The sequence below is a fragment of the Microbulbifer sp. SH-1 genome, from assembly GCF_011326135.1.
Taxonomy (GTDB): domain Bacteria; phylum Pseudomonadota; class Gammaproteobacteria; order Pseudomonadales; family Cellvibrionaceae; genus Microbulbifer; species Microbulbifer harenosus.
In genome coordinates this window covers 275,818-290,959 of the sequence record NZ_CP046948.1, presented here as the reverse complement: position 1 = coordinate 290,959, position 15,142 = coordinate 275,818, and the positions used below count along the sequence as shown (strand labels likewise).

Annotated in this window: 13 protein-coding genes; all 13 read left to right on the top strand. The window is 57.5% G+C overall.

What is annotated here, in order from left to right; all coding sequences use genetic code 11:
* Positions 1-16 precede the first annotated feature (16 nt).
* Positions 17-424, top strand: a complete 408-nt coding sequence (locus GNX18_RS01320) for a GFA family protein (protein ID WP_166214960.1) — start codon at positions 17-19, stop codon at positions 422-424.
* 676 nt (positions 425-1,100) lie between these two features.
* On the top strand, positions 1,101-1,493 hold the full coding sequence (locus GNX18_RS01315) for a VOC family protein (protein ID WP_166214959.1): 393 nt from the start codon (positions 1,101-1,103) through the stop codon (positions 1,491-1,493).
* A 366-nt stretch (positions 1,494-1,859) separates the two neighbouring features.
* Positions 1,860-2,417 (top strand): dihydrofolate reductase family protein, encoded by a 558-nt coding sequence (locus GNX18_RS01310; RefSeq protein WP_166214958.1) that lies wholly within the window; start codon positions 1,860-1,862, stop codon positions 2,415-2,417.
* Between the two features lie 304 nt (positions 2,418-2,721).
* A complete protein-coding gene (gene blaOXA / locus GNX18_RS01305; protein WP_166214956.1) occupies positions 2,722-3,504 on the top strand; it encodes a class D beta-lactamase in 783 nt (260 codons plus the stop codon).
* Positions 3,505-3,578: 74 nt separating this feature from the next.
* On the top strand, positions 3,579-4,163 hold the full coding sequence (locus GNX18_RS01300) for a nucleoside deaminase (RefSeq protein ID WP_166214954.1): 585 nt from the start codon (positions 3,579-3,581) through the stop codon (positions 4,161-4,163).
* 212 nt (positions 4,164-4,375) lie between these two features.
* Positions 4,376-4,696, top strand: coding sequence for an erythromycin esterase family protein (locus tag GNX18_RS19400; protein ID WP_205828031.1), 321 nt, complete (start codon positions 4,376-4,378; stop codon positions 4,694-4,696).
* 19 nt (positions 4,697-4,715) lie between these two features.
* Entirely contained in the window at positions 4,716-5,153 is a 438-nt protein-coding gene (locus tag GNX18_RS01295; protein WP_240914150.1) for an erythromycin esterase family protein, read from the top strand.
* Positions 5,154-5,266: 113 nt separating this feature from the next.
* On the top strand, positions 5,267-5,770 hold the full coding sequence (locus GNX18_RS01290; RefSeq protein WP_240914148.1) for a YcxB family protein: 504 nt from the start codon (positions 5,267-5,269) through the stop codon (positions 5,768-5,770).
* Positions 5,771-5,896: 126 nt separating this feature from the next.
* Positions 5,897-6,946 (top strand): oxidoreductase, encoded by a 1,050-nt coding sequence (locus tag GNX18_RS01285; protein WP_166214953.1) that lies wholly within the window; start codon positions 5,897-5,899, stop codon positions 6,944-6,946.
* A 238-nt stretch (positions 6,947-7,184) separates the two neighbouring features.
* Complete coding sequence (locus tag GNX18_RS01280) at positions 7,185-8,729, top strand: BCCT family transporter (RefSeq protein ID WP_166214951.1); 1,545 nt, start codon at positions 7,185-7,187, stop codon at positions 8,727-8,729.
* A 42-nt stretch (positions 8,730-8,771) separates the two neighbouring features.
* On the top strand, positions 8,772-9,836 hold the full coding sequence (locus GNX18_RS01275; RefSeq protein WP_166214950.1) for a helix-turn-helix domain-containing protein: 1,065 nt from the start codon (positions 8,772-8,774) through the stop codon (positions 9,834-9,836).
* Between the two features lie 199 nt (positions 9,837-10,035).
* Entirely contained in the window at positions 10,036-14,058 is a 4,023-nt protein-coding gene (locus GNX18_RS01270; protein WP_166214949.1) for an autotransporter domain-containing protein, read from the top strand.
* A gap of 51 nt (positions 14,059-14,109) precedes the next feature.
* Entirely contained in the window at positions 14,110-14,751 is a 642-nt protein-coding gene (locus tag GNX18_RS01265) for an OmpA family protein (RefSeq protein ID WP_166214947.1), read from the top strand.
* Positions 14,752-15,142 lie beyond the last annotated feature (391 nt).

Here is a 15,142-nt window from a genome sequence, read left to right as displayed (position 1 = left end):
AAACTCGGAGATATAAATGAAGTATCCGATAAAAGGATCATGTCAATGCGGAAGTGTAACGTATCAGTTACTCTCTGATCCTCTGATGGTTGTAGCGTGCCACTGCAAAGAATGTCAAAAACTATCTACAAGCGCGTTTAGCATAACTGCGATTGTAGACACTGACACGGTCGAATTTCAGGGCGATATGACTGAATGGAGTAGAGTCGCAGATAGCGGCAATGTAAATGGGGCAAAGTTTTGTCCAACCTGCGGCAATCGAATATACCACTTCGACCCAAAGGAACCTGGAAAAATCAAGTTAAAACCCTCAAATTTATCAGATACCAGCATTATTAAACCGACCGCTCATGTTTGGATAAGCGAGAAGCAAGACTGGTATTCCTTACCAGAAGGCGTAGCGGTATATGACAAGCAGCCGTAACTCAGCCATCGCTAACAAGCGCATGTTGTTCGCCGCATAAAATACATACGCCTAGGACAACTACGCTGTCGCTTCGCCACCCCAAAGTACAGGCGTTGGATGACCGGGATGCAAGAAAAAGCAAAAAGAGCTGATCGATTCGCGGCGAGCGGCATCGAGGGTTGAGACGGAGTCCTTTTCAGCTATGAGCATGGCGGAGGTAAACAACAATACTTCAGGTGAAACCCGTTAATTCGGTTACCATCGCGGATACCCACCTACTGAAAGAGATCAATGGGGTCAGATCAAAGTTTTGACACATATATCGCCCTATTCCTTGAGCCACCATGGATTCATAATGGGCGAAATCAATCAGAAAACTGCCCTTGTCATTAACGCGCCCACCCTGCAGGCAATATCGAAGATGTCCTGAGCGGAGTTGCGAAATATCCATCCGCAAAGCCTATGGTAATTAGAAATTATCCACACAGGGAGCAGGAAAGAGCTACTGTACAAACGCGGGATCAAGGCAGTGCAGCAGTATGATCAGACCAAGTCCAATATTGCACTGTGATCGATGCGATGGATGTAATGTACACCAAGGATATCGACATGATACGTTTTACATCCTCAGACTGTGATTCTTGCGATGCCATACTATAGCGACAGAAAATTCAACTGATACAGGATACAAGCTATGTTTAATCACATCATGGTAGGTTCGAACGATATTGAACGTTCGAAGAATTTCTACGATGCCGTACTTGGAACACTCGGAGCAGGCGAACCACTGCGCAACGAAGCCGGCTCAGGCCATATCCGGCTCTTCTATCGCCACGATGGCAACACCTTCTGTGTCACAGAGCCAATAGATGGCAAAGAGGCAGCTCCCGCAAATGGAGGTACTATTGCCTTCAAATGCAGCTCACCCGAGCAAGTTCAAGAATTTCATGATACAGCGGTTGCACATGGCGGGCAGACGGTTGAAGAACCGCCAGGCCTGCGCGAGAGCAGCTTGGGTGCAATGTATCTTGCCTACGTTCGCGATCCCGATGGAAACAAGCTCTGCGCAATCTATCGCGTGAAATAAATCCATCAGCTAACTTGGAGTTTTTGGCCACTACAGACCCCATTATCGCCAAAAAGGCGCACAAGGTAAGGTAAGCTACCCTGCTGGCGGCGTTAGTTTTCCGGGTGGTGCACCGAGTGCGATAACTTAATGACATATGGTAATGAACCATTACAATCGAGCAATGACTTCGAAGTCGTCTATACATGTAAGAGATGTGGAAATAAAAATAGAGCTGGAATCGAAACAGAAAATCCGAGCAGATAGCTTATCGCTCTCAGAAAGCCCGACAAAATGTTCAAACCGTTCGCCTCGCTCACTGGGACGGGCTAAAGTCCACCCCTTCACCAAATGTTAGGCAAATATAATCAGCAGATGAAGCACACAATGAAAACTCAATATTACACAGCCACAAGTCTTGACGGATTTCTCGCGACGGAAGATGACTCTCTTGATTGGCTTTTCCCTCTTGGGGATCTTGATAATTCTAGCTATCCAGAATTCATATCCGAAGTAGGTGCCTTGGTTATGGGGTCAGCAACCTATGAATGGATGGTACGTAATGCCGATCAGGTCGCTAGAGAGACAGGCTCACCGTGGCCATACAGCCAACCTGCATGGATATTCTCTAGTCGTAAGCTGCCTGTGATTGATGGCGCAGATACCCATTTTGCAAATGGAGATGTCCATCAAGTTCATAGAGAAATGAGAATCGCCGCTAAGGATAAGAACATTTGGATTGTGGGCGGTGGTGATCTGGCTGGTCAGTTCTATGACGCAGGCTTGCTGGATGAAGTTATTGTCCAGATTGGCTCTGCCACTCTTGGTAAAGGGAAACCACTTTTTCCCCGTCGTGTTCTGGGCTCAACACTACAGCTCACTTCCGTCCGCCAGATGGGGGTAGGTATGGCTGAGTTACGTTATGTAGTGCATAAAAGTGATTAGAGAGAATGGTCTAACAAATAAAGATATGTTGCGCTTGCCGCAACATATCTGGTTGTTGAGCGAGCCAGGCCAGCTCCATTCATTTGAAAATTCTACAGATGCGAGTGTAGCGGCCATCTCGCTATGTGAGCGCGATATCTATCCTGACACAGGGAGCCAAACAATGAACCAAAAAACTATGAACCGAAAAACAAAGTAGGCCAAAAAATTACGTACAGGTACGGCTTCCTGTGCGTGAAATATAGACAACACAGAGCCCGGAGTTTTTCCACGGCCTCGTCAGGCCATATCGAGATATAAAGAGATGAGATTATTTCTAGCAATATTGATCACAGTTTTTACTGCGCAATGTTTCGCCTCAAATTGGGAAGAAAGCCCACAAATTAATGACCTGTTTAAACGTTCAGGCGTAACAGGAACATTCGTACTGTATGACGCTAGTTCTGGAGATTTTATAGGGCACAACCAGGAAAGATCTAAAGTGCGATTTGTTCCAGCGTCTACGTTCAAAATCCCGAACAGCATGATTGGCCTCTCCGTAGGTGCAGTGAAGAGTGTTGACGATGTTCTCCCCTATGGAGGGCAGGATCAGCTATTTGATGCATGGGAGAAAGATATGGGACTACGCGAAGCAATCACCCTCTCCAATGTTCCAATCTATCAGGAATTGGCCCGTCGTATTGGTCTAGAGAGAATGCAAGAGTATGTTTCTAAGCTTGGCTTTGGAAATGAAGATATTGGCACATCTGTAGATACGTTCTGGCTAGAAGGCCCGCTTAAAATTAGCGCTGAAGAGCAAGCTGTTTTTTTAGCCAAACTGGCTCAAGGCCAACTTCCAATATCAAATGACATTCAAACTAGTGTCCGAGAAATCGTTCTTCAAGAAAAAGGACAAAATTGGCAGTTGTATGGAAAAACGGGCTGGGAAAATGTACCAGGGCCTGGTATCGGTTGGTGGGTTGGCTGGGTAACAAAGAATAATCATGTGTATTCTTTTGCCTTGAATATCGATATTAAGCAGCCATCTGACGCAAAGAAGCGTTTAGAACTTGGCAAAGCGAGCCTCAAGACTCTGGGCATTCTATGAGCGAGTTTGGGCCTAATCGGGCAAAGGTGGGTTTCTAACACACCCTACACATAATGGATTCGAGGGCAAAACACATGCGGGCTCTTTTTAATAAGCAGACTGAAAAAAGTGATGAGGTATTGAGAGCGATAGCGCATATGCCGACGAAAAGTCTGGATGTTCTGGTGGACCGGGAGTTTGCAATGGGGCTATCCGATGCCAACCTAATGCGCATTGCGGTATTTCTTGCAGAAAAGAGCTACTACGAAGGAGGCTGTCCGATTGGCGCAGTTATCGTTGACAACGTGACAAAAAAAATCCTGGGAAAGGGGCACAACACTCTTGTTCAGGAAAACCATCCCTACAACCACGGTGAAACTTCCGCTATTCGAGACGCCGGCCGCATTGACTTTAGCAAGACCACCCTATTTACCAGCCTGAGCCCTTGCGATGTCTGCGCGACATTAATTTACATGAGGGGATTCAGCCAGGTAGTCGTCGGAGACGTGACAAATGCCTCCGGCAATGAAAAGCTGCTGGAGAGTAAAGGTATCCAGGTGAGAATTCTGGAAGACAGCGTTGGCATAAATCTTTACGCCCGCTTCCGCTCTGAAAAGCCCGACCAGGATCTGGAAGATTGGCAAGGTGTAAGTGCCTTGAAAAAACGCGACGGAAAATAAATACGCAGAGCGAGCGCGTCCGGTTGCCCCCGGCCGCCTGCGTCCGTTCAAACGGACTCTACTGACGAAATGGTCGCCGTAGCTGGCAGCGTGTGGTCATTCAGGTAGCCGTCCCCCTCATCACTGCGCGCCTGCCACCCTACACTTTCGTCCAACGGGTTCCGCACTGCGTGCGAACCCACCAGTCTTAAGCGAAATGATGGGGAAATCGTATGGCCGATTCCCGCTCGTCACTGGCCTCGATTCAACACCACGTCCTGCCCTTGAACGGTACTTCCGGCGATTACGATGCCCTGCTCGCAAAGGCCGCCAGTCGCCGGTTCATACTTCTGGGTGAGGCCAGCCACGGCACCCATGACTTTTACACGGCCCGCGCCGAAATCACCCGACGCATGATCGAGGAACAGGGTATCGACGCTGTAGTCGTGGAGGGGGACTGGCCCGATGTCTACCGCATCAACCGCTTTGTGCGCGGGCTGGGCGGCGACGCCAGCGCGCGTTGCGGTCTGGGCGCACAACTCGCACCTGGGTGATGCGCGAGCCACGGAATCGGTGCAACGCGGGGAACTCAATGTCGGTCAACTGGTGCGTGAAAAAACTGCTGGCGAGGCATTACTGGTAGGATTCACCACCTACACAGGACATGTCACTGCGGCTCAAGAGTGGGGTGATACTGCTGACCATCGCTGGGTGCGGCCAGCACTGGAAGGCAGTGCCGAAGCACTGTTCCATCAGAGCGGGCTCGGCCGTTTTTATCTCGATATGAGCCCGTTGCACGGCGACACCCTGCGCGAGCCGCTGCTGGAGCGGGCCATCGGCGTCATCTACCGGCCGGAAACGGAACGGCTGAGCCACTATTTTTACGTAGATATCCGCGACCAGTTCGATGTGCTATTTCACCTGGATGAAACCACCGCGCTTGAACCCCTGGATCTCACCGAGGGCTGGGACCAGCAGGAGCCGCCAGAGACCTGGCCGTTCGGCATATAATCCGCCGATGCCGAATACGCTGCCCTTGGCGAGCAGGTAGGCCCGCAAATGGCCTATCTACCATCATCGGGGCAGGTATAACATCAAACCTGACAACCAACCGAAAATAACGAGTGGCTCCAGTGCAACCGTTTAGTACACAATTTACGTTATCCCGAGAATACCTTGCCGAGTGTTTCGACCAGTCTCTACCCCACGGGAAAGGCGCCAAGCCCAATTATCTGTTCCCGATATTACTGTTTGCGGCTGGTGCCGGGTTACTGCTGTTCATCGAGCAATCTAAAGTCGCCGGCTACATGTTGATCGCGTTGGCGGTTCTGGAGCTGCTGCATATTCGCTTCCGGCGAGCCTGGTGGTTAACACGGCAGATGTGGGGGAAAGGTGCCGGTGCCGAAGTGAAATTAACCATAGATGAAGACGGTATCCAGACACAGAACGCCTATGCGCAAACAGCGCTGATGTGGTCTGATATCGAGCGTGTTATCGAAACCGATTTGGGACTGATACTGGTGGCCAAATCCGGCAGCCGGCAGTACTTGTCCAAATCGCTGTTTCCTGCAGACTTGGTGAACGAGATTATTGCCAAAGCCAATGGGCAAGCCGGAACCCGCTCATAAAGACCAGCCCCCATTTAGGTAAGCGACCGTATTTGCAGGCTTTGATCGACACTACGTACCGTTAAACGTTGAGGTCGTGTCGGTGGATATGGTTTTTCAAATGAGCACCGCGGAGCACTGTTTTCCATGAGTACAACTGCCGAAATCAAAACCGCCGTCATCGGCTACGGTTTTTCCGCCACGACCTTTCATTTGCCGTTTATTCTGAACCTGCCGCCCTTTCGGTTCACCGCGGTCAGCACGTCCAAGGGAGACGTGGTGCGTCAACAACATCCGGGTGTAGAGGTTTATACACAGGCCGAGAAGCTGCTGACCGAAAGTAATGCCGATCTGGTGATCATCACCGCACCAAACGAAGCACACTTTGCGTTGGCCAAGTTGGCGCTGCAGCAGGGCAAGCATGTAGTGTTGGAAAAGCCCTTCGTGACCCGCGTCGAACAGGGCGAAGAGCTGATCGCGCTGGCCCGCAAACAGCAGCGGGTACTGAGTGTTTACCACAACCGGCGCTGGGATGGAGATTTCCTGACCGTACGGAAACTGATGGACGATGGCCGCCTGGGTACCGTGCGTTACTTTGAAAGCCATTTCGATCGCTTCCGGCCCGAGGTGCGCGAGCGCTGGCGCGAGTCAAACGTTGAGGGCGGCGGTATCCTGTTCGATCTGGGGCCGCACTTGCTAGACCAGGCGCTGCAGCTGTTTGGCCCTCCGACCGCGATCACTGCGCAGGTAAAAGCACTGCGACCACACGCCGAGGTCGATGACTTTTTCCACCTGACCCTGCACTACCCGGAGCGATTGGCGGTGCTTCGCAGCAGTCCTTTCTGCGCTTCACCGAATCTGCGCTTCGAGGTGCAGGGCACGGCCGGCAGCTACGTGAAGTTCGGCCTGGACCCGCAGGAAGACCGCTTGAAAGCCGGGCTGTTACCGGTGACAGCAAATTGGGCCCAGGAAGCTCCCGAGCAATACGGTCAGCTTTACACGGCCAATGGCACGACTCAGGTCACCACTGAAACCGGAGGTTACCAGCACTACTTCCAGCAATTGGCCCGGGCGGTTCTTTTTGGCGGCAAAGTCCCGGTAAGCGCAGAACAGGCCCTTTACGGCATACGCTTGGTCCTCCTTGCGCAGCAGAGCAGTGCCAGTGGCCAAACAATTAAAATCGATAGCCGCGAGTAACCGCACCGCAAGCACAGAATGAAAAAAACTGGTGCCTTATTTTTTGAAAGGAATGAATCATGCAAAAATTAACCGGCCGTTGTTTATGCGAAGCCATTGAATATGAAATTACCGGCTCCCACACAAAAGTAAGGGAAACCAGCCAAGGAGAATAAATAGCGACCGCTGACTTTATTTGCCACAGCGCCGGCCACAGCGATAAGGTATTCACCCAACCCAATAATCCGGAAACGGCCAAATGCTATCCCCCGCGGCAACCAGAGACGGGCCCGCCTCCCCCTTGCGAGAACTGAAACCCATCGCCTTCTGGCCCACTCTTGCCGCCATGTTGCTGGCACTGGTGACAATCGCCGTGGACCCGGCGCAGTTTGTGCGCGTTGCCGGCGCTCTAAATGCCGCAATTGTCGATAGATTATCGCCCCTTTATCTGTATTCGGCGCTCGCCCTGTTGCTGCTGTGCATTGCTGTATTTGTATCCCCGCTCGGCCGCGTTCGTATCGGCGGCGATGACGCAAAACCCATTTACTCCCCCTTCCGCTGGTTCTCCGTATCCCTGACCACCGTGATCGCCATGGGTATCCTGTTCTGGGCGGTGGCGGAACCGGTGCTGCACTTTCGCGAGCCGCCCCCTTTCGCCGGTGTGCAGGCGGGCAGTGACGGCGCGCTGCGATTCGCTATGTCCACGGTATTCGTGCACTGGACACTGGTTCCCTATGCCATCTACACGGTGGCGGGCCTGACGTTTGCACTGGGCTTTTACAACCGCGGCTACGGTTTTTCCGTGGATGCACTATTGCATCCGCTGCTGGGCACGCACTTGCGCGGCCCGGTCGCGCAGCTGGTGGATGGGATGGTGCTGTTTTCCGCGGTGGTGGGTATGTCGGCGGTACTGAGTGGCGGACTGTTACTGATCGGCGACGGCCTGCAGATGCTGTTTGGCATTAAAAAATCACCGCTGGTGTACGCGGTAACTTCGGCCTTTATCATCGCGGTGGCGCTCCTCTCCGCCGCCAGCGGCTTGCGCCAGGGCATTCAGCTGCTGGCCCGCGTCAATACCGTGCTTTTTCTGATGTTAATGCTGTATGTGCTGGCGCTGGGCCCAAGCGCGTTTATCGCGCGGGCCGGCGGCGAATCCCTGTTAACGTATCTATCAGAATTTATTCCTCGTCACCTGATGCTGGACGAACCACCAGGCAGCCGCTGGTCGGGGTGGTGGACCACGGCCTTCTTCGCCAGCTGGTTTGCCTGGGCTCCCCTTTCCTGTCTATTCCTGGGCAAGATCGCCCGCGGCTATACCGTGCGCCAGTTCATCCTGGTGAACCTGCTGCTCCCGTCTGCCTTCGGCGCGCTGTGGTTTTCCGTCTTCGGTCTGTCCGCGCTCTATTTCGATATCCACAACGAGGGTGCCATGTACGGCGCCTACCAGCGCGAAGGCCTGGCGATCATGGCCTACCAGTTGTTCGGCTACCTGCCCGGCGGTTTTGCACTGAGCCTGTTTTTCATCTTTGCCTGTCTTATCTCATTTATAACCGCCACCGATTCCAATACGGATGCGATTGGCGGCCTGTGCAAGCGCGTGGTCACAGCGCGGGAGATGAACTCGCCGTTCGGAATAAAACTGCTATGGGCGGGCGTGATCGGGGCCGTGGGCTGGTGCAGCGTAACCTTTCTGGGAGTCGACGGTATCAAGATGCTCGCCAACCTGGCCGGGCTGCCGGGTCTGCTGATTGTGCTCGGGAGCGCGGGGAGCCTGATCGTGTTGCTTGCGCAGCAGCGCTTGTGACACGATAACCTCCTGCATAAAGCGCTGGGGCGAGGGACTCGATTGACCGCGAACAAGGGTGACAAGTCCGCATACTGGGATTGGACGCCGGAAATCTGGCGCTGGAATCCGAAGCTGGGCTGTTGGTCGCCGGAGTACGGCGGGCCCAGAGCCAATGTATCTCTGGAAATTTCCACTGCCGGCCAGAATCCTGCCGAGGCCTATGACTACTGGCGGGAAACCGTGCTCCACGGCTGGGATGCCGACAGTCCCGACACGAACCAGAGGCGCGGCTTCAGCGCTCGCGCCAGCGCTCTCTTCACCCCCCGCGGAAACCTCTTCTGGTACCGGTCTGACGCCGTATCCGGTAGGCGCACCGAGCGCCAGTGCCGTTTGTATGAAGGCGAACCGATAAACCTGGGACTCGTGCTCGCCGGTAAACGCCATCACGAACAGGCTGGAGACCGCGTGCAGAGTGCCGGCCCCGGAGAACTGATCTTTTACGACCCCGCCTACCCCTCGCGCACCGCTTGGGAAGAGCACAGCGGCGTGCATCTGACACTGGAGCGGGAAAGCGTGCGCAAGGCCCTGGGCGGCTATTTACCCCCGCCCAGCCAGGTGATCGCCGGCCTGCGCCACAGCCGCCTGTATCCCTTCTTTCACGCCCAGTTGCAGCTGTTGGCGCAATATGGGGGCCGGCTGACGTCGCACGAGCGCGCCCTGATGCTGGAACAGACCCAGGATCTTGCCCTGGCGGCGCTCGGCAGCAGCGCTCTGGATGAACCGGACGGCGCAGGTCATCGGAATGGCAACGGCTTGTTCCTCGCCGCACAGCACCTTGTTCAGCAGCAACTGGCGAATCCCGAGTTCAACGCCCGCGCCATTGCCCGCCATCTGAGTTGCTCCCGCGCCAGCCTCTACCGCGCCTTCGCACAACAGGGCCTCACCGTGGCCGGGTACCTGCGCGACGCCCGCTTGCAGCGGGTTCACCAGTTGCTGCAAAGCGCCCCGCCCCACCTCACCATCGCCGAGATTGCCGCCCGCTGCGGTTTTCTGGACAGCGCTAGCTTCAGCCGTTTGTTCCGCCACCATTTCGGTATCAGTCCGCGGGAGCTGCGCCACGGCTGACGGCCCCCCTTGATATCCACGGCAAAGCCCGCTTGTAAATAGCCAGCACGGTGCGCGCAGCGGCGCTGAGACATACTGCAATTCCCCCGAGACTCCTCGCATAACACCCCTTCTCCCGGCGCCCGCATAATCCGCCCGATTTCGCGCTGTGTCACACAAAGCGCGGGCACTGGAACGCATTTCTCATCGGGGAAGAGGCATGAACCACAACTACCGCATCACCTTCAATCACAGCCTGCGGCTGTTTCAGGTAGTCTCGGAACTGGCAACCGCCTCGCGCGCGGGCAGCGGCTCCGCCACCCCGGGCGAAAAGGCTGCCGCGCGGAGCCCGAGGCGCGGGTTGCGCCCACTCGCACTGACGCTGGCGCTGGCGGCCACGCCGGCTGGGGCGGTACAGATAATCGACGGCGCCAGTATCGAGATAGTGGACGGCAGCGGCGACGGCACCACGGGCACGCAGGACAGCCCGTGGAACCTTGAGGGGGCCCTCTTTATCGGCCATCAGGCTGGCGACGATGCCGGGCTGGTAATCCGGAACGGCGGCAAGGTCAGCAATCTCTGGGGCACTATCGGCGTCGACACAGGCTCCAGCGGCATGGTGACGGTGACGGGTGAGGGCTCAGGCTGGGCCAATAATGGCAGCCTGTCTGTCGGCAATCGCGGCACCGGCACGCTGAGTATCGAAGGCGGCGGCACGGTCAGCAATACCGATGGCTATATCGGTTACGACGCCAGTTCCAGCGGCACGGTGACGGTGACCGGCGAAGGCTCGGGCTGGACCAATTCCAGTGCCCTTCATGTCGGCATTAATGGCACCGGCACGCTGAATATCGAAGACGGTGGCTCAGTCAGTAATACCGCCGGCTATATCGGCGCCAACCACGGTTCCACCGGCAGGGTGACGGTGACCGGCAAAGACTCGGGCTGGACCAATTCCAACTGGCTCTATGTCGGTATTAATGGCAGCGGCACGCTGAATATCGAAAACGGCGGCACGGTCAGCAATAGCTCCAGCTATATCGGCCGCTCCTCCAGTTCCACCGGCACGGTGACGGTGACCGGCGCTGGTTCGGGCTGGACCAATTCCGGCTGGATCATTGTCGGCATTGATGGCAGCGGCACGCTGAATATCGAAGACGGCGGCAAGGTGGGTGCGGCCGCGCTTGCGCTGGGCGATGCCGACGGTAGCAGCGGCGCGCTTCTTCTGTCCGGCACGGAAACTGGCCGCGGGGTGCTGGAAACCGGGTTTGTGCAAAAACGCGACGGCGGCGCCAGTTTCACCTTCGATGGCGGCATTTTGCGCGCGACCGCGAACCAGGCAGATTTCCTGCGCAGCTTCGCCGCGGGCGATGTGACCATCGCCGCCGGCGGCGCCTATATCGACAGCAACGGCTTCGACATCGGCATCGCCACGGATCTGCAAGGCAGCGGCAGCCTGACCAAGCTGGGTGCAGGCACGCTGACACTCGCGGGCGCCAACAGCTATACCGGCAGTACCACTATTGAGGCCGGCACCCTGCTGGCCGGCGCCTCGACCGCCTTGGTCCAGAACACCGCCTTCACCATCAACGGCGGCACCCTGGATCTCAACGGCTACGACCTCGTCATGTCCTCCCTTTCCGGCGCGGGCGGCACCTTGGCCACCGGCGGTGCCGGGCTGACCGTCGATCAGACGGGCGATACCGCCTATGCGGGCGCCCTCACCGGCGTCAGCTCCTTTCAAAAGACAGGCAGCGGCACACTGGAATTTTCGGGCGACAGCTCCGGCTTTACCGGCGCGACCTTGGTCGAACAGGGACTGCTGGCGGTCAACGGCATCTTGGGTGGCGACCTTACCGTGCAGAACGGCGCCACCCTCGGCGGCAGTGGCACAGTGGGCAGCACCACCATGGAAGAAGGCGGCATTCTGGCCCCCGGCAACTCTACCGGCACCCTCACCGTGGACGGCGACCTGACTCTGGCACTGGGCTCGATTCTCGACTTCGAGTTCGGCGCCCCGGGCGCGGATTTCAATACCCCCGGCGACAGCGACAGCGTAACGGTGAGCGGCGACCTGGCCCTGGAGGGTACCATCCTCAATATCACCGACACCGGCGGCTTCGGCCCCGGCCTCTACCGCCTATTTGACTACGATGGCAGCCTCACCCTGAGCAACGGCGGCCTGCTGCTCGACGATGCCCAGGACGAGACGGTGATTGCCTTCCAGTATCTCTCCGGTGAAACATCAGGTGGCCAGATCAACCTGCTCAACACCAGCGGCATGGTCCTGAACTTCTGGAATGCCAACGGCCAGGCCGGCGAAAGCCAACTAGGCGGCGGCAGTGGCACCTGGTCCGCGTCTGCGGAAGTCTGGGCGGACGCTCAGGGCATCCTCACCGGCGCCATGCGTTCGCAACCCGGCTTCGCCATTTTCGGCGGCGAAGCTGGCACCGTGACCCTCGACACCAGCGATGGCGAGATAACCGCCACCGGCCTGCAATTCGCCAGCGACGGCTATCGGCTCACCGGCGGCACTCTGACCCTAAGCGTCGATAGCGAAATTCGCGTCGGCGACGGCGGTGTCGGCAGTGAAACCTGGACCGCCACCATCGACAGCGCAGTCGCCGGCAGCGAAGGCCTGCGCAAAACCGGCGCGGGCACCCTGACCCTGAGCGGCAACAGCGCCGGCTTTGCGGGCAGCACCACCATCGCCGCGGGCCTGCTGATGGTAAACGGCAGCCTCGGTGGCTCCCTCACCGTACAGGACGCTGCTGTCCTCGGCGGCAGCGGTACAGTGGGGAGCACTCAACTACAGAGCGGCGGTATTCTGGCCCCCGGTAATACCATCGGCACCCTAACCGTGGACGGTGATCTCACTTTCGGCGATGGCTCAGTCTACCTAGCGGACGTGGACGCTGACGGCAACGGCGACCAGATTCATGTCAGCGGCCGAACGACTCTGGGGAACGGCTCGGCAGTGCATGTGGTGGCCAGCGGCGACTTCGAACCCTTTACCGACTACACCATCCTTGTCGCCGACGGCGGCATCGACGGCCAGTTCGGCGCCGTCACCACCAACTATGCCTTCCTCGCGCCGCAGCTGAGTTACGACGCCAGCCACGTCTATCTGGAACTGACCCGCAACGATCTGCTGTTCGGCGACCTGGCGCGCACCCGCAACCAGCGCGCCACCGCCGGCGGCATAGAGACCCTTGGCCGCCAGCACCCGGTGTACCAGAGGGTGGTGACCCTGGATGCGGACTCCGCGCCCACTGCCTTCGAAGCCCTGAGTGGCGACAGCCTGCTCGCTGGTATCAACGCCAGCCGCGAACTGCAGCGACGCTTCTCCGCAGAACTCCGCCGCCAGAGTTCACCCATGGGTGCCCTGGCTGCCGGCCCGGCACCGGGCGAGCACGGCGAGGGCCCCGCCGCGTGGGTACAGGTGGAATCCACTCGCTTCGAAGAGGACGGGCAGCGGATCACTGGCAACGCCAGCTATCGCATGAGCGGCCAACTGCTCGCGGCCGGTGCAGACGCGCGCTGGAACGAGCAGTGGCTGCTGGGCACCGCGCTTGCAGCGGCGGACGCAGACCTGGATTACCGCAACCGCGATGCCGAAGGCGACCTTTCCGCCCGCTACCTCGGACTTTACGCACGCTGGGACAGCGACGGCCCGCTGTACCTGCGCGGGGATCTGAGCTATGCCGACGGAGATACGGATTATCGCCGCCAAGTTGACGCAGACCGACTCAGCGCATCCGATTCCGTTCGCGGCACCCGCCTGGCTCTGGAAGCGGGCCTGGACCTGCACTGGGCCGGTCTGGACCTGCGCCCCTACGCCCAGGCCGCGAGCGAACGCCTGAAGCGGAACGGCTTTACAGAGAAAGGCTCCAGCGGCGCGGAGCTGACCGTGGCGGGCAACAGCCAAAGCAGCGGCGAGGCAACCCTGGGGCTGGATCTGTCGCGGGCCTTCCTGGCCAACGGCACCTGGGTTCAGGTGCAAGCCGGGTTGGCCGCGGTGCGCGGCTTCGGCGACATCTCGGCGGAACAGGATGCGCGCTTCGCCGGTGGCGACACCTTTAGCCTGTACAGCGCAGACATAGACGCCACTCAGTTGGACGCATCGTTGTCGGCGGAAATGCACATCAGTCGAAGACTGTCTCTGTGGGCTGGCTACCGCGGCCGCTTTGGTGGCGACAGCGAAGTGCACGGCGGACAGCTTGGCGCCCAGTATCGCTGGTAGGCCAAATCACCCTGCACACAGTCACCTGCAGGTACAAACAAGGAATCATCCATGCGGAATAAACAAAAAACACTCGCCGCCATCACCGCCCTACTCCTGGCCGGTTGCGCCGGCGCGGACAAACCCACGGACCACTTTCCCGGCTATGCCAGCGACCGCCAGGGCCAGTTGCTGCGCGACCGCGATGGCCACTGCTGGCGCAATGCCGACTGGCGGGTGGACCACGCCCTGCCGGACTGCGACCCGTCGCTGGCGGGACCGCCACAAATAGCCGAAACCGCGCCAGAGCCCGAACCCGCCTCCGAGTCGCACGCTTTTCAGCCTCTGTCCATCACCCTGCCCTTCGCCTCCGGCCAGTATCAACTGGACAGCAATGCGCTCAGCGCCCTGGAAAATTTCCTGGCACAACTGCCAGCGAAAAAGCTGCCGCAACTGTTGTTTCGGGTAGAGGGTCACGCGGATCCTATGGGCAGGGCCGAGGACAATCGGCGGCTCTCCACCCGTCGCGCGCAAACTGTAAGCGACTGGCTACGCGAGCGGGGTGCAAACGACACCGCCATCGCCCCGAGCGCATTAGGGGAAAGCCAAGCCGACAACAACTGCCCCACTAGCCTGCCGCGCGCGGAAAAGATAGCCTGCCTGGCTCCGTACCGACGGGTACTGGTCACTGTTTCCTGGGCCAATGAAAAGTAGGAATCCCCGGTATGCAGCCGTTTACCAGTTCACGGCCGCCCGCGAAAAGCAGCTCTGGTGGAAGCTCAGCTGTATCACCTATAGGTCGATATGGACAACCAGCATTCATAGCGTCGCAACGCTCCCAAATCCCGCAGTGGTATTCTCTCTTTTTCCCATACAAGACAGGTTAAACCAAATATCCATTTTAAGTCTCCGCACACAAATCTGCAGAGCGATTCGTGTGCGGGTATTTTACTCACGCTACATCCGATTTCTTTGGGGATCCCCGCCAAAACATCCCGCGACCGATTACGTTAAAATTACGCCCGAATTCCGACTACCTTTTGGCGGACAGCTACTGCCCACCCGGCCAAATGGCACCAATATTCTCATGAAATACCGAGTCGAA